17 protein-coding genes are annotated in these 19,776 nt (G+C 59.6%); 7 read left to right on the forward strand and 10 right to left on the reverse strand.

The window, feature by feature from the left end:
* Positions 1 to 1,389: a 30S ribosomal protein S12 methylthiotransferase RimO gene (gene rimO, locus ACR0B5_RS00915; protein ID WP_170555823.1), complete on the reverse strand. Its 1,389-nt coding sequence runs from the start codon at positions 1,387 to 1,389 to the stop codon at positions 1 to 3.
* A 98-nt stretch (positions 1,390 to 1,487) separates the two neighbouring features.
* On the opposite strand from rimO, the gene ACR0B5_RS00920 reads away from it, so the two are divergent.
* The gene (locus ACR0B5_RS00920) at positions 1,488 to 3,434 is read left to right on the forward strand and encodes an AsmA family protein (RefSeq protein ID WP_480537781.1); all 1,947 of its coding nucleotides are present in this window, start codon (positions 1,488 to 1,490) and stop codon (positions 3,432 to 3,434) included.
* 28 nt (positions 3,435 to 3,462) lie between these two features.
* Here the strand turns inward: ACR0B5_RS00920 and ACR0B5_RS00925 are convergent, their stop codons facing one another.
* Genes ACR0B5_RS00925 through ACR0B5_RS00940 form a run of 4 tightly spaced genes read right to left on the reverse strand, consistent with a single transcriptional unit; the run spans position 3,463 to position 8,019 of the window.
* Positions 3,463 to 4,959 carry a phosphomannomutase/phosphoglucomutase gene (locus ACR0B5_RS00925; RefSeq protein WP_480537783.1) on the reverse strand — a complete coding sequence of 499 codons (1,497 nt, stop codon included), beginning with the start codon at positions 4,957 to 4,959 and terminating at the stop codon, positions 3,463 to 3,465.
* A 15-nt stretch (positions 4,960 to 4,974) separates the two neighbouring features.
* Positions 4,975 to 5,808, reverse strand: a complete 834-nt coding sequence (kdsA, locus tag ACR0B5_RS00930; protein ID WP_480537785.1) for a 3-deoxy-8-phosphooctulonate synthase — start codon at positions 5,806 to 5,808, stop codon at positions 4,975 to 4,977.
* Between the two features lie 5 nt (positions 5,809 to 5,813).
* On the reverse strand, positions 5,814 to 7,382 hold the full coding sequence (locus tag ACR0B5_RS00935) for a KpsE/RkpR family capsule polysaccharide export protein (protein WP_480537787.1): 1,569 nt from the start codon (positions 7,380 to 7,382) through the stop codon (positions 5,814 to 5,816).
* Positions 7,360 to 8,019: an ATP-binding cassette domain-containing protein gene (locus ACR0B5_RS00940; protein WP_170460627.1), complete on the reverse strand. Its 660-nt coding sequence runs from the start codon at positions 8,017 to 8,019 to the stop codon at positions 7,360 to 7,362. Before ACR0B5_RS00940 ends, ACR0B5_RS00935 begins: the two co-directional genes overlap by 23 nt.
* 237 nt (positions 8,020 to 8,256) lie before the next feature.
* On the opposite strand from ACR0B5_RS00940, the gene ACR0B5_RS00945 reads away from it, so the two are divergent.
* The gene (locus tag ACR0B5_RS00945) at positions 8,257 to 8,844 is read left to right on the forward strand and encodes a uracil-DNA glycosylase family protein (RefSeq protein ID WP_480537789.1); all 588 of its coding nucleotides are present in this window, start codon (positions 8,257 to 8,259) and stop codon (positions 8,842 to 8,844) included.
* Positions 8,837 to 9,625, forward strand: a complete 789-nt coding sequence (locus ACR0B5_RS00950; RefSeq protein ID WP_480537791.1) for an SseB family protein — start codon at positions 8,837 to 8,839, stop codon at positions 9,623 to 9,625. Before ACR0B5_RS00945 ends, ACR0B5_RS00950 begins: the two co-directional genes overlap by 8 nt.
* A gap of 58 nt (positions 9,626 to 9,683) precedes the next feature.
* On the opposite strand, the gene yghU is transcribed toward ACR0B5_RS00950, so the two are convergent.
* Positions 9,684 to 10,562 (reverse strand): glutathione-dependent disulfide-bond oxidoreductase, encoded by an 879-nt coding sequence (gene yghU, locus ACR0B5_RS00955; RefSeq protein ID WP_480537793.1) that lies wholly within the window; start codon positions 10,560 to 10,562, stop codon positions 9,684 to 9,686.
* 229 nt (positions 10,563 to 10,791) lie between these two features.
* On the opposite strand from yghU, the gene ACR0B5_RS00960 reads away from it, so the two are divergent.
* On the forward strand, positions 10,792 to 11,310 hold the full coding sequence (locus tag ACR0B5_RS00960) for a YHS domain-containing (seleno)protein (RefSeq protein ID WP_480537795.1): 519 nt from the start codon (positions 10,792 to 10,794) through the stop codon (positions 11,308 to 11,310).
* A gap of 70 nt (positions 11,311 to 11,380) precedes the next feature.
* On the opposite strand, the gene ACR0B5_RS00965 is transcribed toward ACR0B5_RS00960, so the two are convergent.
* Both ACR0B5_RS00965 and metF read right to left on the reverse strand, forming a co-directional pair.
* Entirely contained in the window at positions 11,381 to 12,043 is a 663-nt protein-coding gene (locus ACR0B5_RS00965; protein WP_480537797.1) for a J domain-containing protein, read from the reverse strand.
* A 184-nt stretch (positions 12,044 to 12,227) separates the two neighbouring features.
* Positions 12,228 to 13,094: a methylenetetrahydrofolate reductase [NAD(P)H] gene (gene metF / locus ACR0B5_RS00970; RefSeq protein ID WP_480537799.1), complete on the reverse strand. Its 867-nt coding sequence runs from the start codon at positions 13,092 to 13,094 to the stop codon at positions 12,228 to 12,230.
* A gap of 94 nt (positions 13,095 to 13,188) precedes the next feature.
* Here metF and ACR0B5_RS00975 point away from each other — a divergent pair, with 94 nt between their 5' ends.
* Entirely contained in the window at positions 13,189 to 14,094 is a 906-nt protein-coding gene (locus ACR0B5_RS00975) for a LysR family transcriptional regulator (RefSeq protein WP_480537801.1), read from the forward strand.
* Positions 14,095 to 14,192: 98 nt separating this feature from the next.
* Positions 14,193 to 14,978: an inositol monophosphatase family protein gene (locus ACR0B5_RS00980; RefSeq protein ID WP_170468209.1), complete on the forward strand. Its 786-nt coding sequence runs from the start codon at positions 14,193 to 14,195 to the stop codon at positions 14,976 to 14,978.
* A gap of 6 nt (positions 14,979 to 14,984) precedes the next feature.
* On the opposite strand, the gene ACR0B5_RS00985 is transcribed toward ACR0B5_RS00980, so the two are convergent.
* Entirely contained in the window at positions 14,985 to 15,728 is a 744-nt protein-coding gene (locus ACR0B5_RS00985) for a rhomboid family intramembrane serine protease (protein ID WP_480537803.1), read from the reverse strand.
* 42 nt (positions 15,729 to 15,770) lie between these two features.
* Positions 15,771 to 19,169 carry a bifunctional proline dehydrogenase/L-glutamate gamma-semialdehyde dehydrogenase PutA gene (putA, locus tag ACR0B5_RS00990; RefSeq protein WP_480537805.1) on the reverse strand — a complete coding sequence of 1,133 codons (3,399 nt, stop codon included), beginning with the start codon at positions 19,167 to 19,169 and terminating at the stop codon, positions 15,771 to 15,773.
* Positions 19,170 to 19,272: 103 nt separating this feature from the next.
* On the opposite strand from putA, the gene ACR0B5_RS00995 reads away from it, so the two are divergent.
* On the forward strand, positions 19,273 to 19,761 hold the full coding sequence (locus ACR0B5_RS00995; protein ID WP_480537807.1) for an Lrp/AsnC family transcriptional regulator: 489 nt from the start codon (positions 19,273 to 19,275) through the stop codon (positions 19,759 to 19,761).
* Positions 19,762 to 19,776: the final 15 nt, after the last annotated feature.

A 19,776-nucleotide genomic window follows, 5' to 3' on the forward strand; every position in this document is an offset into this window, starting at 1 on the left:
TCAAACCCGTTTGCCCCACAAGTCATACTCACCCGCTTCATCGACCTCGACCGTCACGAGGTCTCCGGGGTTGAGGGTTTCGAAACTCTCATCAATGAACAAGTTGCCGTCAATCTCAGGCGCGTCGGCCTTGGTTCGACAGGTCGCGGCCTCGTTGTCGACCTCATCCACGATGACCTGAAGCGTCTGACCGACCTTGGCTTCCAGTTTAGCCTCAGAGATCGCCTGCGCTTTCTCCATGAAACGGTCCCATCTGTCCTGCTTGACCTCGGGGGCCACATGATCGGGCAGATCGTTCGAGCGCGCGCGATCGACGTTTTCGTACTGAAAACAGCCAACACGATCCAATTGCGCTTCGTCCATCCAGTCCAGCAGGGTCTGGAATTCGGCCTCGGTCTCGCCTGGATAGCCAACAATGAAGGTCGAGCGCAGAGTGATGTCCGGGCAGATCTCGCGCCAGGCTTTGATCTCATCGAGTGTTTTGGCGGCTGCGGCCGGACGGGCCATGCGCTTCAGCACATCCGGGTGCGCATGCTGAAAGGGGATATCCAGATAGGGCAGCACGTTGCAGCCCGCATCTGCCATCAGCGGGATCAACTCGCGCACATGCGGGTAGGGGTAGACATAGTGTAGCCGAATCCAGGCATCGAGCTGCCCCAATTCGCGCGCCAGATCGGTGATATGGCTGCGCACCTCGCGGTCCTTCCACGGGTTCACATCGTATTTCCGGTCCAACCCATAGGCCGAGGTATCCTGACTGATCACAAGCAGCTCACGCACACCATTGTCGACCAGCTTTTCGGCCTCGCGTAGCACGGCATGGGCCGGACGGCTGGCGAGCTTGCCGCGCATGTCGGGGATGATGCAGAACTTGCACTTGTGGTTACAGCCCTCAGAGATCTTGAGATAGCTGTAGTGCCGCGGAGTCAGCTGCACAGAGCTAGCAGGCAACAGGTCAACGAATGGGTCCGGATCAGGCGGCACCGCCACATGTACCGCGTCCAAAACCTGCTCGTATTGATGCGGGCCGGTGACCGCCATGATACGCGGGTGGTGTTCCCGGATATAGTCTGGCTCGGCCCCCAAACAGCCGGTCACGATGACCTTGCCGTTTTCGACCAGAGCCTCGCCGATGGCGTCCAGAGATTCGGCCTTGGCGCTGTCCAGAAACCCGCAGGTGTTCACAATCACGGCATCGGCCCCGGAATAATCAGGCGAAATGCCGTACCCTTCGGCGCGCAGCCTGGTCAGGATGCGCTCGCTGTCTACCAGCGCTTTGGGGCAGCCCAATGAGACCATACCGATGGTCGGCTGGCCTGAACGCGGCGTGTCGGTGATCCGGGCAGACGGGGCAAGGTCGGGGCGGAGGTTTGGCGGATTGCTACTCATCCGGCCGCATATAGTTTGGATTGGTTCCCCTTGCAAATGCGACCGTGGGTTTGAATGATACCTCAAACACAAGCCCAAAAAAGGCGGAGAGCAGTTCGATGAAATGGCTGATACGTATCCTGTTCATCTTGGTGGCCGTTGTGGGCCTTGTTGTGGGCGCGCTTTTGTTGATGCCCGGCGACAAACTGGGCGCGCTTCTGGCCGAACAGGTCAAGGCGGAAACGGGGCGTGACCTGACCTTCTCGGGCGATGTCTCGATCTCATTCTGGCCGGTTCTGGGCCTTGAAACCGGGCCGGTCACCTTCGGCAATGCCGATTGGGCGGGGTCTGAGCCGATGCTGAGCGCCGAAAGCCTGTCTTTCGGTGTGGATGCGGCGGCGCTGTGGGCTGGAGAGATCCGGATCAAACGGGTCTTTGCCGACAGCCCGGTTCTGCGGCTGGAATACGCCAAAGGCCGGGGCAATTGGGAACTGACCACACCAACCTCCGCACCCAGTACCGGCGGAGGAACAGCGCCCGCGCCTCAGTCGACACAACCGATCACGCTCGACCGGCTGGAGCTGAGCAACGCGCGCCTGATCTTCATTGAAAACGGCGCGGCTAAGTGGAATTTCCGGGAGGTCAACCTCTCGGCGCAATGGCCGGATGTCTCGGCCCCGATGATCATGGAGGCCAATATGGCTGTGCCCGGTGGCACTGTTCAGGTGAATCTGAAGCTGCCTGATCTTCCAGCCTTTGCCTCGGGCTCCGCTGCCCCGCTGGAGCTTTCGATGACAGCGCCGGGCGGGCGTATCGCGTTCAATGGGCGCGCGACCATAGACGGAGAGATGGACGGCAAGACCGAGGTCAAGACCAGCAATACCGACGCCATGCTGGCCGCGTTCGGGCAGGCGGGGGTGGCGGTGCCCAATGGTTTGGGGCGCGTGGCAGATGTGTCGGGGCAGATGACGTACACGCGGGACGGTCGCATCTCTTTGCGAAACATGACTGCAGTGCTGGATCACAACCGGTTCGATGGCGAGGCCGATATCGTGATTTCAGACCCTCCGCAGATCACAGCCCGGTTGCGGGCCGGGGATCTGGATTTTTCGACCTTCGCAGACTCCGTCGAAACAGGCTCCGGGGGCGGTGGGGCCTCTGCCAGTGACGGGTGGTCGACGGCACCCATCGACGCATCGGCGCTGGGCTTGGCAAACGGGTCGATTCGCCTGACCGCGTCCTCCATCGCCGTGCCGGACATGACGCTTGGACAAAGCGACCTGACGCTCAACCTCGACCGATCACGTGCGGTTCTGAAAATGCAACCCGCGACCCTGTTTTCCGGACAATTGAACGGACAGGTGGTGGCCAATAATCGCAACGGCCTGTCTGTCGGTGGAAACTTCAAGGCTGAAGGGATCGATGTGCAACAGGCTCTGTCAACGCTCGGAGGGGTTGAACGGCTGACAGGTACGGCATCGGCCTCGCTGGAGTTTCTGGGCGTGGGACAGACCGAGGGTGCGATCATGCGTTCGCTGTCCGGGAAGGGCGATATTGCGGTCGGGAAAGGCGTGATCTCCGGCTTCGACCTGAACCGGCTAATGGGGCGCGGCGAAGGGTCCGGAGGAACCACGGTGTTCAACAGCCTGACGGCCAGTTTCACCATGGATGGCGGCAATCTGACGAACAGCGACCTGCTCATGTCGCTGGATAATTTCAGGGCGGATGGCTCGGGGCGCGTCGGGATCGGCGCGCGCGATATCGACTATCTGTTCACGCCGGTCGCATTGCGCGCCAATTCAGGCGAAGGGATCGCTGTGCCTGTGCGTATTGTCGGCCCGTGGAGCGACCCTTCGATCCGTCCGGACCTGACAAAGGTCATTGAGGCAGCAGCAGAAGGAAAGCTGAAAGATCTGGAAAACGACACCAAAACCAAGGTTCTGGAAAAAGTCGGGTCAGAGTTGGACACGACCATCACAGACACTGATCAAATCGAGGACGTGCTGAAGGACAAGCTAGAGGAGGAAGCCAAGAAAGGCTTGCTCAAGCTGTTCGGAGGGGATTGATCGGGGCGCGTATCGGCGCCCCTTTCTTTTAGATCGTTTGGTCGTAGTCGCCGACGCCGGGCTCGGTCCGGATGACAGCATCGATGTCGGCAAAAATCGCCCGCATCTCTGCTTCGCTTTCGCTGCTTTCGCAGACGACCACCAGATTTGGGGTGTTTGACGAGGCTCGCACTAGGCCCCAGCTGCCATTGTCCAAAATGACGCGCGCGCCGTTGACGGTGACGACCTCTTTGATGGCGCGGCCCGCGAAGCTATCGCCTGCGTCGGCTTTGGCGACCAGCTTGTCCACGAGGCGCTGCAGGATATCGTATTTCTCGGTATCCGCCGCGTAGGGCGACATTGTCGGGGTGGACCACGTCTTGGGCAGGGCCTTGCGCAGGTCGGACATGCTCTGACCCGGGTTGCGGTCCATCAATTTGCAGATTTCCACCGCAACGCGCATCCCGCAGTCATATCCGCGCCCAACAGGCTCGGCGAGGAAGTAGTGGCCGGATTTCTCGAACCCTGCGAGGGCTCCGATCTCTTTGACCCGACGTTTCATATGGCTGTGGCCGGTTTTCCAATAGTCCGCCTTGACGCCAAGGGCCTGAAGTTCCGGGTCGCTGGCGAACAGGCCAGTCGATTTCACGTCGGCCACGAAGGTCGCGCCGGGATGCAGCTTGGCCAGATCGCGGGCCATGATGACACCGACTTTGTCGGCGAAGATCTCTTCGCCCTCGTCATCGACCACACCGCAGCGGTCGCCGTCGCCGTCAAATCCCAAGGCCAGATCGGCACCGCTGGATTTCACCGCATCCGCCATGTCATGCAACATCTCCATGGCTTCGGGGTTCGGGTTGTAGTTCGGGAACGTGTAGTCGAGTTCGTTGTGGCTGGGCACAACCTCAACACCGATCCGCTCAAAAATCTCGGGTGCAAATGCCGAGGCAGTGCCATTACCCGTGGCGCAAACCACCTTAAGCGGGCGGGACATTTTGAAATCACCGACCAGATCGTCGATATAGGCCTCTTTTACGCCATCGACGAATTCATACGCGCCGCCCTCACGCGCCACTGTCTCGCCATTCAGCACAATGTCTCGCAGCTCGGACATCTCATCCGGGCCGTGGGTCAGCGGTCGGTCGAAACCCATTTTAACCCCGGTCCAGCCGTTTGGGTTATGGCTGGCGGTGACCATCGCCACCGCCGGAACATCCAAATGGAACTGCGCGAAATATGCCATTGGGCTGAGGGCAGGGCCGATGTCCTTCACCTGAATACCCGCCTGCATCAGGCCAAGGATCAACGCGTTCTTGATGGCCAGAGAATAGTCGCGGTAGTCGTTACCAACAGCGATGACCGGCGCGATGCCGCGTTTGTGCATCTGAGTACCGATCCCAAGACCAAGGGCGGTCATGCCCGGCAGGTTGATCTCATCAGGGTACTTCCAGCGTGCATCATATTCGCGGAACCCTGTGGGTTTGATCATCGGGTCGTGGAGAAAGCTCCAGGTGTTTGGAGTCACCTCGGGAATGGGTTTGGTCATAACTGGTCTCAATCGTTAAATCTGAATCGGGTTCGCTTTGGCCAGCGCATCAAAACGCATCAATGTGTCAACAAGATGGGGCATCTGATCCAACGGGATCATGTTGGGGCCATCAGAAGGTGCTGTGTCGGGGTCCTGATGGGTTTCGATGAACACCGCTCCGATTCCCAGCGATACGGCGGCGCGCGCCATCACCGGCGCGAATTCGCGCTGCCCACCCGAGGAGCCACCCTTGCCACCCGGCTGTTGAACCGAATGCGTCGCGTCCATCACGACCGGATAGCCCGTCTTCGCCATTTGCGGCAGGCCACGCATATCGGCCACCAGAGTATTGTACCCAAACGAGGTTCCGCGTTCTGTCAGCAGGATATTCTGGTTCCCGGTGCTTTCGATCTTGTCGACGATGTTGCCCATTTCCCAAGGGGCGAGGAATTGGCCTTTTTTGACATTCACGGCCTTCCCAGTTGCGCCCGCCGCCAAAAGCATATCGGTCTGGCGGCACAGAAAAGCTGGGATCTGCAGAATATCAACGGACTCGGCTGCGATGGCGCATTGGGCTTCCGTGTGGACATCGGTCAGCACCGGAATGCCCATGGTGCTGCGGATGTCATCCAGTACCTTCAGCCCCACATCAATCCCCATGCCGCGCTTGCCGGACAGAGAAGTCCGGTTCGCCTTGTCATAAGATGCCTTGAATACATACTGAGCCCCGGCCGCGTCGCAGGCTTCTTTCATGGCGCCTGCAATCATCTGGGCATGGTCTGCTGTCTCAAGCTGGCAGGGGCCGGCGATGATGGTCAGCGGAAGGTCGTTGCCGACCGTAAGGTCGGAGATTTTTACATGTTTCATATGTCTTACGAGGATACCTGTTCACGAAGGACCGACGCGGTAAGCGAGATCATCAGGTAGATACCAGCAAACAACAGGAAAGCCAAAATCGTATTTTCGAACTTCCTTGGATAGGTCGGATCCTGCGCCTCCACCGGGTTCACCGAAACCGTCAGATACCGCACTTTTCGGTTCGCCTCGGAGCGCGTGGTTTCCATTTGCTGCATTGCCGTTTGCAGCATCATGTCGCGCGCCGCCAGATCTGCCTGCGCCATCTGGATTCGAACGCTCAACCGCGCCAGCGAGTTTTCGCCTGCGGATGCGTCCAGCATCTCGGCGTTCAACTCGGCTAGGACCACTTCTAGGCGGGCGATATCCGCGCTGACGCCATCAACCTTGGCCTGGTTTGGGCGACGGTTGTCTTGCAGGGCAGCTAGTTCCAGCTCTTTGTCCTGAATGGCAACCTCGATCTCATTGATCCGACCGCGAAGACCGGCGATGACGTTTTCAGGGTCCAGCAAAGCACCCTGCAGCTGCAACTCGATCAGCGCTTCTTGCGCCCGTCGTCTTTCATCCTGAGCGGCCTCAAACCCTTCCCGCGCATCGCGCATCTGATCTTCTCTCTTAAGGCCTGACAGGCTATTGATCCGCTCTTCCGCGTAAGAGATCAGAAGCTGGGATAGTTCGACAGCAGTTTCGGCTTCGGGTGCAGCAACTTCCATTCGCACGATCCCGTCGCTTGGATCGTAGCCGATGGTCACCATCCTTCTGAAGAGTTTGTAGGTGTCTTCTAAGCTTGCATTTTCTGGCAGTCTCTGGATCGGGTCGATCCATTCCTGCTTGAAGATCTGGGAGAAGCCGATATCTGCCTCTAGACGTTCCAGAGCATCCTTGGATTCAAGAAATTCCTGGGTGGAAACTGAATCCTGCGCGGTTGCGAATTGGGTCCCGCTCAGTAGTCCGCCAATCGCTCCGCCGCCGCCATCGGCCTGGAGAATCGAATAGGCTGAGTCGCTGGCGTACATCGGCGTTGCAATCTGGTAGAAATAGTACCCCACCACAAAAGTGGGCAGAAAAACGAACACGGCAAGCCGCGCGAACAACGCCGCCAGCTTTTTCTTTCGGCGGCGGGCAATGTCCTTCTGGATCTGACCGATTTCGCGATCGCGCCGCTCGGCCGGGCTCATCTCAGGTCCCGGCAGGGTCTGAGGGGCCTCGTTCACCGGTTGTGGCAACTGGACGGGTGCGGTTTCGTCACCATCCGTTTTCGCCGAAGCGTTGGCCGAGGCAAGCTCCAGCAGATTGCTGCGCCGGAATGGGTCAATGCCCTTCTTGCGCAGCAGGCGCACCGCGTCATAGTCCGAGGTCGCCGCCAGCCCGTGTTTGCTGGCCAGACGCCGGGCAATGCGCAATTGTCGACCAGTCAGGCCTTCGCGCTTGATATCGTCCAGCTCGGTCCCGGGCTGCGTTTCGCCTGACGAGGCCTGCGTGGCGCTGCGAATGCGCGCCATGGCGTCCGAGCGGGCCTCGGGCGAGGTGCCTGATTGCGCCTTGTGTCGCCAGTTGTATTTTCTAACCTTGGGTTTCGTAGTCATATAACTGCTTTGCCTCTTCCAAGGTTTCAAACATGCGCAGTTGACCGTCCACCAGAACGGCCGCCTGTTTCACGAATTTTTCAAGCGTTGCGGGGCTGTGCGACACGATGACCAGCGTTGTCGTGCGCAGCCTTTCCTGCAGGATCGCGCCGGCCTTATGGTTGAATTCCACATCCGTGGACGCGGGCATGCCCTCATCAATCAGGTACATGTCGAAGTCCAGTGCCAGCATCAGCGCAAAGGTGAATCTGGCCTTCATTCCCGAAGAATAGGTGGCCAGAGGCTGGTTGAAATACTCGCCAAGACCGCACAGCCAGCTGCAGTAGGCTTCGACATAGTCGGGGTCCATTCCGTAGATTTTGGCGATATAGCGTGCGTTCTCCAATGCAGACATCTTCGAGGAGACACCACCGGTAAACCCCATCGGGAAAGACACTTTGCACTCGCGTCGGATGACCCCTTCATCGGGCTTTTCCAAACCCGCCATCATATTGATCAGAGTGGTTTTTCCCGTCCCGTTCGGCGCAAGCACGCCAAGCGAGGTTCCGAGTTCGACGCGGAAAGAAGCCCGGTCGAGGATCACCTTGCGGCGCGTCCCCGTCCAGAAGGATTTACTGACATTCTCGAACTCAAGCATGCTTGGCCTGCTGCTCAATCATTTGGTTTGATCGCTCTTTTTGGTGAGCGTTTGGATGCGAAGTCTATCGTTGCATGTTGGCTACATTATGTCGAATTATGAAACAAATGATCAATGCACGTTCGCAAAGTGCAGATCAAACCGTGGCAAACATCAACACGAAAAGATGTTTTGGCGGCAGGTTGGAGGGTGGTTATCTTCCCTAGATACTCACGGTTTCGGGGCAAAACAGCGGCTATGAGTGATCTGCAAAAGGAAATCTCGGCCTGTAGGCTGTGTGCGGATGCGTTTGCGCAAACCGCGACGCAGCATGCGCCGCGTCCTGTCGTCTGGTTCCGCTCTGGCACTCCGATTCTGGTTGCGGGGCAGGCTCCGGGAGCGCGGGTTCATGAATCGGGGCGGCCTTTTACAGACCCCTCGGGAGATCGCCTGCGCGATTGGTTGGGGATCGACGAGGGAGTGTTTTACAACCGGGATCGTCTGTCCATTGTGCCCATGGCGTTTTGCTTTCCTGGATATGATGACCGAAAAGCGGATCTTCCGCCGCCCGCCTTGTGCCGTAAAACCTGGCATGACCGGGTCGTTGAGGCGCTGGGGCCGGTCCCTCTGACCGTGTTGGTCGGGGGGCACGCACATAAGTACCATCTTGGCGTGCGCAGTTCGGTCACTGAGACGGTTCGCAACTGGCGGGACCACGCGCCGCACATCTTTGCCTTGCCTCATCCGTCCTGGCGCAATACGGCATGGATCAAGAAAAACCCGTGGTTCGAGACCGACCTGCTGCCGGCCTTGCGGGCACGGGTGCAAGAGGTTGTGAATGACTGAAGCAACGGCGCTGGACACAGCGCACACAGCGATGGAAGCCGCTCCACAGGACGATGCCGCCCGGCTGCGGTTTTTTGAGCGGCTGGCCGATAGTGAGTTGTTCCTGATGCTGACCGAAGAGGCGCAGGGCGAGAATATCTCACCCGAGCTGTTCGACGTGGCCGATGGCCGCTTCGTACTGGCCTTTGATCGCGAAGATCGGTTGGCGCAGTTCGCGGGACGACCTGTGCCTTACGCGGCGCTTTCGGGGCGTATCCTGTCTTCGATGCTGGCAGGGCAGGGGATCGGTCTGGGCCTGAACCTCGAGGTCGCGCCATCCTCGATGCTAATCCCGTCCGAGGCGCTGGGCTGGCTGGCGACAACGCTGGAACATGCGCCCGCCGAAGTCGAAGAGAAACTGGCCGAGTTTTTGCCTCCGACCGGCCTGCCGGAAACCCTGTTGCGAGCGCTGGATACAAAGCTGTCGACTGCGGTCGGTCTGGCGCAGGCGGCCTATCTAGTCGGCACCAAATCTGAAACCGGGGCTTCTGGTCATTTGCTGGGCTTTGTCGGGGCCGTGGACGGGGCGCAATCAGCGCTGGCCAAGGCTGCGTCCGAGGCGCTGACCTTTTCGGGGATCGAAGCCGGAGCGATGGATGTCGGGTTCTTTGCAACCGAAGCGCCCGCTGCGGCGTCTTTGGCGAAGGTTGGATTGCGGTTCGACCTGCCGCAACCCGAGGCCCGTGACCTGACCCGGCCTGTGCCCGGCAGCGACCCCGAGAACCCGCCGATCCTTAAGTAAATAAGCGCGGCGCACTCCTTTGCACCGCGCCAAATGTTTCGAACGAACCTCGAAGAGATTAATCCGCTGCCGCTTCCAGCTTGTCCTGCGTGCGGGTTTCGAAGTCGCTGGCCTCATGACGTTCATGAAGCTGTGTGTGCGGCTCGCCAAACGCGCGGTTGACCATGCGGCCCCGCTTTACGGCCGGGCGCGCGTCAATCGCCTTGGCCCAACGCATGACGTTTTCATAGGATTCCACATCGAGGAACTCGGCAGCATCGTAGAGACGCCCAAGAACCAGCTGCCCATACCAGGGCCAAATCGCCATATCCGCGATCGAGTAATCCTCGCCTGCGATATAGGTGTTTTCGGCCAGTTGACGGTCCAGCACGTCCAGCTGGCGCTTGGCCTCCATGGCGAAGCGGTTGATCGGGTACTCCCATTTCTCGGGCGCATAGGCGTAGAAATGGCCGAATCCGCCGCCCAGATAGGGTGCGCTACCCATTTGCCAGAACACCCAGTTCATCACTTCGGTCCGTTCCGGGCCTGACTCGGGCAAGAACGCTCCGAATTTTTCGGCCAGATGGAACAGGATTGAGGCGCTTTCGAAGACGCGCATTGGCGCATCGCCCGACCGATCCCACAGCGCAGGGATTTTCGAGTTCGGGTTCGCCTCGACAAAGCCCGAGCTGAACTGATCCCCTTCGCCAATATTGACAAGCCACGCATTGTATTCGGCGCCCTCATGACCCAGCGCCAAAAGTTCTTCGAGCATGACGGTCACTTTGACGCCATTCGGTGTGGCCAGCGAATAGAGCTGCATGGGGTGGCGGCCGATGGGCAAGTCCTTGTCATGGGTCGCTCCGGCGATGGGGCGGTTGATATTGGCGAAGCGCCCGCCGCTTTCGCTGTCCCAGGTCCAGACTTTGGGGGGAGTGTAAGTGGATTGATCGCTCATCTGATGCCTTTCTTGCCAATCGCAGGGCTGCAAAGCCGATGCGCTAACAGCTAATGTTGCAATTCCCCGAGTCCAACCCCGCTTGACGCGGGAAATTGTAATAATTCTCTCACGAAACCTCGTTGATGGTCACACCGGCGCGAGCGGGCCTACGAAGCGCCTCAGAATCACTTATTGTCTGTGGTGTCAGCCAAACGGCACCCCCGATACACGAAAAAGGAATGACCACATGAAACGTTTTGCCCTGTCTTTTGCTGCGGCCATGGCTCTGGCAATTCCGGCTTTTGCAGGCCCCCAATATGTCGACGGAACCGGATTTGCGGTCTCTGGCTACGATGTTGTCGCCTATCGCGGACTTGATCAGGCGCCGGTGGGGACGTCGCAGCCAGAAGGTGTACGCGGCAATGCCGACATCACGGCGGAATACAACGGCGCAACCTGGGCTTTTGCGTCGAAGGAGAACCGCGACAAGTTTCTTGAGAACCCGGCTTATTACGCGCCTCAATATGACGGGCATTGCGCCTATGGCGTCTCAAAAGGCGGCAAGGTTCCGGCAAACCCGAACCTGTGGCGCATCGTTGATGACAAGCTATACCTGAATATCACCGACGTTGTTGTCGGCTTCTTCGAAGAGGACATCCCCGGTAACATCAACCTGGCCGAAGGTAACTGGCCCGGTATCGAAAGCGCGGACGCATCGACCAGCGTGATCCCGAAATTCAACTCGGAAGGTCCGGTCAGCAACTGATCGCGCAGACAATGTTGTGAAGAAAAACAAGCCCGGCTCCCCCCACTGAGCCGGGCTTTTTTCTGGCTGACTATCCGGCCAGCCAGAATTCGTCGATCATGTCCTGATCGGCTTCGAACCGGATACGGACGCTTTTTGCCCCCGGAAACTTGCGTTCACAGATGGTGTCAGGAAGCACCACCTCGCCCGGGCCGGCGTTGTTGGACTTGAAGCTCAGAATCTCCGTCTCGACATGCCGTCTGTTGCTTAGCACCGAGGTCGGAAGGGCGATGCGGTTCGCCCCTTCGGTAACCGGTGTTGCCACGAAAAAGGTCAAGTGGCGGCCATAGCATCCGACGGCATCGGGCACATGGTCTGATGCGACCGATTCAACGTCAGTGTCCCGAGGCGATGGCGAACCCGCCATATGCGGTAGGGCTTGCGTCGGGTTCAGCATGGCTTTGCAGGCAGAGATGTCTTCTGGCGGCAACTGGATCACACGCTTTTTAAGGCGCGGCCGTTTCGGCATCTGCGGACCCGACGCGCCTTTTGCGCCTAACCCCTGTTTGCGCAGAAAATCATAGGCAGTCTTGGCGCGCGAGAAGTCTTCGCAATCCCCCGGCATATGGTCGGGATGCGCCCGAAAGGCAATATTGCGCCAAGCTTCGCGGATTTCGTCGGAACTGGCAGAGGGGGACAACCCTAGGTCCGCCAGCGCGCTGTTTCGCGCTGCGATCTTATCGACAGGTTTCATACTCAAAAACACTCATTAACGTACACGAGATCAGTTTGAGTACGGTCACGATTTTGTCAAATTCTTCTCAAGATTGAACCAGTTGCGGGGAACAATGATCTGGCCGTGCAGACATTGTTCCAGCGGCAAAGCAAAATGCCCGCGCTTTCGGATGGCGCGGGCATTTGGGCTTTGTTGAGAAGGATCAGGCGACGTTCTGCAGTTCGGCTTTCGGGGTGATCCCAAGGGCGAAGCACACGTCGCGGGTCAGCTCGGGCCGGTTCAGGGTGTAGAAGTGCAGCTTGTCCACACCGCCCTCCAGCAGGTCCGAACACAGCTCGGTGCAAAGGGCCGTAGCCAGCAGATCCTCGCGATCATCACGTAGGGCTTTTTCAAAGGCATGATCGACCCAATCGGGTATCCGTGTGCCGCAGCGCTGGGCAAAGGCGCGCGCGCCTTTCCAGTTTTCGATCGGCAGGATGCCCGGCACGATCGGCTTATCGATCCCGGCTTTGACACAGGCATCACGGAACCGGAAGAAGGTCTCGGCCTCGAAGAAGAACTGCGTCAGCGCTTCATCGGCGCCCGCGTCCAGCTTGGCCTTTAGCCAGTCGATATCGGCCCGCGTATCCCGTGCTTCGGGGTGAATGTCGGGATAGGCGCCAACGCGAATGCTGAACATCTCGGTTTCTGCGAGGGCCTCAATCAATTCAACCGAGTTGGCAAAACCTTCGGGGTGAGGGAGAAACCTGTCCTGACCCTTCGGAGGATCGCCCCGCAATGCGACGATGTTCTCTACACCGGCACGGGCGAAGGTGTCTGCAATATCCAGCGTTTCCTGACGCGAAGCATCGACACAAGTCAAATGCGCCGCAACTGGCAGTCCAGATGACTTGTGCAAAGTCGCGACTGCATCGCGCGTTAGCTCGCGCGTGGTGCCGCCGGCGCCATAGGTGACCGAAACGAACCGGGGCTCCAGAGGGGCCAGCGTCTGCACCGTATCCCACAGCCGAAATGAGGCCTCCAGCGTTTTGGGTGGAAAAAACTCGAATGAGATTTCAGGTTTGGTCATCGCAGCCTCTCAGGATCAACTGAGGGTCTTGTCGCACGGTACGCATTGTGAGACAAACTCATATTCCTCAAGAACAACATGAGCTCCACTTCACATGCACATCGAATTCCGGCACCTGCGCACCATCAAGGCGATCCATGACTGTGGCGGCCTTGCACGTGCGGCCGATCAGCTGAACATCACCCAATCGGCGCTGAGCCACCAGATAAAGGGGCTGGAGGATCAAGCCGGGGTCGAATTGTTCCTGCGTCGGTCCAAGCCGATGAAGCTGTCGGCGGCGGGTCTGCGTCTGTTGCGGCTGGCCGAGCAGATTCTGCCTCAGGTCGAGGCCGCGCAGCATGAGTTCTCATCCCTGCGCGATGGCCGCACGGGGCGGATGCATATTGCGATTGAATGCCACGCCTGTTTCGAATGGCTATTTCCAGTGTTGGAGGCCTTCCGCAAATCCTGGGGCGATGTCGATGTTGATATCCGTCCTGGCCTCGCGTTCGACGCACTGCCCGCCTTGCAGAAGGAGGAGGTCGACCTGGTGGTATCCTCCGACCCTGAAGACCTGCCGGGTGTCGAGTTCGTGGAATTGTTCGACTATAAACCGGTGTTCGTCGCGGCATCTTCCCATCCGCTGGCCGAGAAAGACTTCATTGAGGCCGAGGATTTTCGCGGTCAGACCCTGATCACCTATCCGGTCGAGCGCACGCGATTGGACGTGTTCAGCCAGTTGCTGATCCCGGCGAGGGTTGAACCGGCTAGCATCCGTCAGGTCGAACTGACCGCCGTGATCCTGCTGCTTGTCGCCTCAAATCGGGGGATTTCTGTCCTGCCGGATTGGGTCGTGCGTGAGGTCAAGTATAATTCGGACTACGTCACTCGCCCGCTGACGAAAGAGGGGATTACCCGCCGCCTCTATGCTGCTGTCCGCACTGAGGATCTGGAAAAGCCCTTCGTGCAAGAGCTGGTCAAACTGGCGCGGGACGAGGCGCGGAAGTTGCAGGCGCAGTAACGGCGTTTTGCTAGGGTCTGCTATGCGCATCATTCCTCTTGGCAAGGGCGCATTGCATCAGTATACGCGCGGTTTGACCGGACAGGAGCCTTTTCACAATGGTTGGCAGTGCAAATCTCAACATCATGATCAAAGCCGCGCGCAAGGCGGGGCGGTCTCTGGTCAAGGATTTCCGTGAAGTCGAGAACCTGCAGGTGTCGATGAAGGGCGCGGGCGATTTTGTGTCCAAGGCCGATATCGCCGCCGAAGCCATTCTGAAAGAGGAACTTCTGGGTGCGCGTCCAACCTATGGCTGGCTGGCCGAAGAGGGCGGCGCGATTGACGGCGAGGACCCGACCCGCCGCTGGATCGTTGATCCGCTGGACGGCACCACCAACTTCCTGCACGGGTTGCCGCACTGGGCGATTTCGATCGCGCTGGAGCACAAAGGTAAAATCGTCGCCGGTGTGATCTACGACGCCGCCAAGGACGAGATGTTCTTCGCCGAAAAAGGCGAGGGCGCCTGGATGAACGATATGCGCATCCGTGTCTCAGGCCGTCACCGCATGATCGAGTCTGTTTTCTCGACCGGTTTGCCTTTCGGTGGTCGCTCGGATCTGCCTGCCACACTGCAAGATCTGGCGCGCCTGATGCCCACATGTGCTGGCGTGCGCCGCTGGGGCGCAGCCGCGCTCGACATGGCTTATGTGGCGGCTGGTCGCTACGAGGGCTTTTGGGAGCGCCGCTTGAACGCATGGGACTTGGCCGCCGGGATCATCATCGTGAAAGAGGCCGGTGGTTTGGTTCAGCCCTTGAACCCCGAAGGCAGCATTCTGGAAGATGGCGAGGTCATTTGCGCCAACGAGCCAATCTTTGACGGCTTTGCCAAGGTAATTCGGGGCTAAACGCTTTTACCTGCGCGGCACGCGTGGGATCCGTGATTGCGACAGCTTGTATTTCGTCTCGGGGTGAGGCGGATGGCCGTGCGTGCGGTCCCAGTAGGCTGGTCCTCCGCGTTTCAGCCAGAGCGGGATGCACAGGATCAGCCCCACGAAGAACCCACCGGTATGCGCCCAATAGGCAACTCCGCCCTCTTCGGGGTTGCTTGAGAGACTGCCAAAAAACTGCAGTGCTAGCCAAACCCCGAGCATCACGAAGGCCGGGATGCTAAAGACCCGGAAATAGACGATTAGGATCAGCAGAATATCCACGCGGGCTTTGGGGAAAAGCAGTAGGTACCCGCCCATCACGCCAGCAATCGCCCCGGAGGCTCCGATTGTGGGCACTACCGAGTCGGGCTCGGAGATCACATGGATCAGCCCGGCTCCGATCCCAGCGACAAGGTAGAACAGCAGAAAGGGCAGGTGGCCCATTTCGTCTTCCAGATTATCGCCGAAAATCCAAAGAAACAGCATGTTGCCCGCCAGATGCATCCAGCCGCCATGCAGGAACATCGAGGTCACGAAGGTCTCGAGTGCGACCCCTTCGGCGCTACGGGCGGGAATGATTGCGTAGTCGAAATAGAACTGCTGAAGCACCCGTGCGTTGTCCGTGATCCCGACATAGCTGACGAAGATCAGGATATTCGCCGCCAGAAGGGCGTAGACGACATAGGGCGTGCGCCCCGAGGGGTTGTGATCTCGGATCGGAAACATGGCGCGACGCTGGGCTTTTCCGCGCCCAGCGTCAAGGTCAGGTTATGCCGCACCACCCAACAGCGCCGCATTGCCGCCCGCCGCCGTTGTGTCGACGCAGACATGGCGTTCCGCCAGCACCCGCGTACGATCCGGCAGGCCGGGGATCATGGGCAGGATCGGCCCGTCGCGCCGCGCCAGATGATGTTCGATCTGACGGGCGGTTTCCTCGTCACCCCACCACAGAACGCCCGCAAAGCCGGTGAGGTTTTCCAGACGATGCAGGTCCAGCATGCCCGTCGCCTCAATCGCCGTCCCACCCAAAGCCAGAACCGCATCCGACTGAGCGCGAGCAGCGCTCTCGCCGGGGCCGAGACATAACAGCGGAGGCCGGGCAAATTCAGACAACCGGTTTGATTCCCCCGTAGGTCCGGGCAGGGTTTGGGTTCGAACCGGGGCCGGTTGCCCTTTCGGCGCGGGCAATTCCGCAGTTGCCTGCCATGTCTCTGAGGTGCTCTGACGATCCGGCGCGCAGAACCGGGCCATGTAGTTCGGCCCACCCGCTTTGGGACCAGTGCCCGAAAGCCCCTCGCCTCCGAAAGGCTGAGATCCCACGATGGCGCCGATCTGGTTGCGGTTCACATAGACATTGCCCGCGTGGATCGCCTCGGTCACATGCTGAACCCGGTCGTCGATGCGAGTGTGCAGGCCGAAGGTCAACCCGTAACCAGTGGCGTTGATGTCGGCGATTACCGCGTCGATCTCTTGCGCTTTGAAGCGAGCGACATGCAGAACCGGGCCGAATATTTCACGTTCCAAATCGGCGATGCTGCCGATTTCGATCAGGGTGGGGGCAATGAATGTCCCCTCGGGCGGCGTGTTGAGTTCTTTCAGAACGCGCCCTTCTGCACGGGCTTTCGCGACATGGTCCGCGATTCCCTGACGCGCGGTCTCATCAATGACCGGCCCGCAATCAGTTGAGATCAGCCACGGATCACCGACCTGCAGCGCATCCATCGCGCCTTTGAGCATGGTCAGCACATCCTCGGCGATATCCTCTTGCAGATAGAGACTGCGCAGGGCTGAGCAGCGCTGACCAGCTGATTGAAACGCGCTTTCGATGATGGATTGCACCGCCTGTTCCGGCAGCGCCGTGCTGTCCACGATCATCGCGTTCAAACCACCTGTCTCAGCGATCAGAGGTGTGCCGGGTCGCATGTTCTGTGCCATGGCCGAGCGGATTTTCAACGCCGTCGCCGTTGATCCGGTGAACGCCACACCCGAGACGCGCGCATCCGAGGTGAGCGCGGCCCCGACCTCTGGTCCGCCTGGTAGCAGTTGCAACACATCGCGGGGAACTCCGGCCTCGTGCAACAGCTGCACCGCGCGATGCGCGATCAGAGGCGTCTGCGGCGCGGGTTTGGCGAGGACGGCGTTGCCGGTTGCCAAAGCCGCCGAAATCTGTCCGGTGAAAATCGCCAGGGGGAAGTTCCACGGGCTGATACAGGTGAAGACCCCAGCCGGTTTGGCATCGGGGATGTTCGCCGCGTAGTAGCGCAGGAAATCCACCGCTTCGCGCAGCTCGGCAACGGCATCGGGCAGGGATTTCCCCGCCTCGCGTGCCAGAACGGCGAAGAGTTCTCCGAAATGGGCCTCATACAGGTCGGCGGCTGCGTTCAGAGCTTTGGCGCGTTGCTCTGCCGGGGCTAGCCATGGGCTGGCCGAGGCCAGGGCAAGCTCCACATCCGCAATACTGGTCGACGCAACTGTGCCGGGCTTGTCCTGGGGTTTGGCCGGGTTAATCACCGGCTCTTCAGCCATGGGTTTCGCGTCCTCGGACAGCAAAGGCTCCGCGCGCCAATCAGTTGCTTGGAACCGATCCCGCGCTGCGTCGATCTGGTCCAGCGTCGGCGTGTGGTGCAGATCAAAGCCCTTGGAGTTGGGGCGCTCGGGCAAAAACAGCTCTGGCCCGGTGGGTAGAGGCGCGGGCGGTGTCTCAATCGCGGTGAACGGATCAGTGGCGACCTCTTCCGGTGGGACGGCCTCATCTACAATCTGGTTCACGAAGGATGAGTTCGCGCCGTTCTCCAGCAGACGCCGGACCAGATAGGCCAGCAAATCGCGATGCGCCCCGACCGGCGCGTAGATACGGCAGCGGGTTTTGTGTTTGTCCAATACCAGCCCGTGCAGCGTTTCGCCCATCCCATGCAGGCGCTGGAACTCGAACGGCTGCCCCTCGGCCATATGCAGGATCGCGCTGACAGTATGAGCGTTATGCGTGGCAAATTGCGGATAGATCCGGTCAGTCATGCCCAGCAGCTTGCGGGCATTGGCGATATACGAGACATCGGTCGCGGCCTTTTGAGTAAAGACCGGAAAGCCATCGACCCCTTCGACCTGCGCGCGCTTGATCTCTGTATCCCAATAGGCGCCTTTGACCAGCCGCACCATCAGCTTGCGATCATGACGCTGGGCCATGTCGTAAAGCGTATCCAGAACCAAACCGGCACGCGGGCCGTAAGCCTGAACCACGATGCCGAACCCATCCCAACCGGCCAAGGCAGGCTCGGCCATGACCTCCTCGATTACTTGCAGGGACAGGGACAGCCGGTCGGCCTCCTCGGCGTCCACATTCAGGCCCATGCCGGCAGCCTTGGCCAGCAGGGCCAGCGCGCGCAGGCGGGGGACAAGTTCGTCCATGACACGCGCCTCCTGCGCTAGTTCATAGCGCGGATGCAGGGCGGACAGCTTGACCGAGATGCCGGGATTGGCGCGGATGTCGTCATGGGTACACGCCTCGGCAATGGCGGCGATGGCGCGCGAATAGGACAGGTGATAGCGGGCGGCGTCGGCCTCGGTCCGGGCCGCTTCGCCCAGCATGTCGTAGGAGTAGGTGTAGCCTTTGGCCTCCATTCCGCTGGCGCGATCCATGGCCGATTGAATGGTCTCGCCCAGAACGAACTGACGCCCCATCTCCTTCATCGCGCGTCCAACAGCGGTGCGGATGACCGGCTCACCCAGCCGCTTGATCGCCCCGCGGATGGCGCTGACGGGCGAGGCTTTGCCCTCATCCAACACCTTGCCAGTCAGCATCAAGGCCCAGGTCGAGGCGTTGACCAGCGAGGATGAGGACTGTCCCAAATGTTTACCCCAGTCTGAGGGCGCGATCTTGTCTTCGATCAACGCATCAATCGTATCTGCATCAGGTACCCGCAACAGCGCCTCGGCCAGACACATCAGCGCCACGCCTTCGTCGGTGGACAGGCCGTATTCGGCCAGAAACACCTCCATCATGCCGGGCGAAGTGCTGGAGCGGATATCGCGAACCAACTGAGCGGCGGCGTCGCAGATGGCGCGGCGGTCCGCCTCGGACAGGGCGGCCTGGTCGGTCAATTCCTGCAGAACGGTCGATTGATCGGCATAGGTGTGGGTGTCGATGGATGTGCGCAGGCTGTGAGACATGGTTCCTCCGGGCGTTTTTGTTAGTGTACACGCAATTTTCCGGGACAACGGACCAAGTTTTGGCATACATAGGTCAAATGAACTGATTTCTAACGGTGTTGCGATGCAAATGGACTTTCCGAACCTCGACCGCTTTGATCGCGCGATTCTGCAGGCTCTGGCCGAAGACGGGCGCATCTCGGTCGCGGATCTGGCGCGACGGATCGGGTTGTCGAAATCGCCGACTCAGGCGCGGTTGAAGCGGCTTGAGACCGACGGGGTGATTACAGGATACCGGGCAATGTTGGATCCGATCCGTTTGGGGCTGGATCACGTGGCCTTTGTCGAAGTGCGCATGACTGACACGCGGGAAAAAGCGCTGGCCGAGTTCAATGCCGCGGTCCGCAAGATCGCGGAGATCGAGCAAGCCCATATGATCGCGTCGAATTTCGACTATTTGCTGAAGGTCCGCACCGGGTCCATGTCAGAATACCGCGCGGTGCTGGCCGAGAAGATCTCATCCCTTCCGCATGTGGCCAATACTTCGACCTTTGTTGCGATGGAGGCGGTGAAGGAAACCGGTTTGCTAGGGGGCATCGACCGCAAAACTTGACCAAAGCGGATTGTG

The organism is Ruegeria sp. AG1 (genome assembly GCF_056541705.1).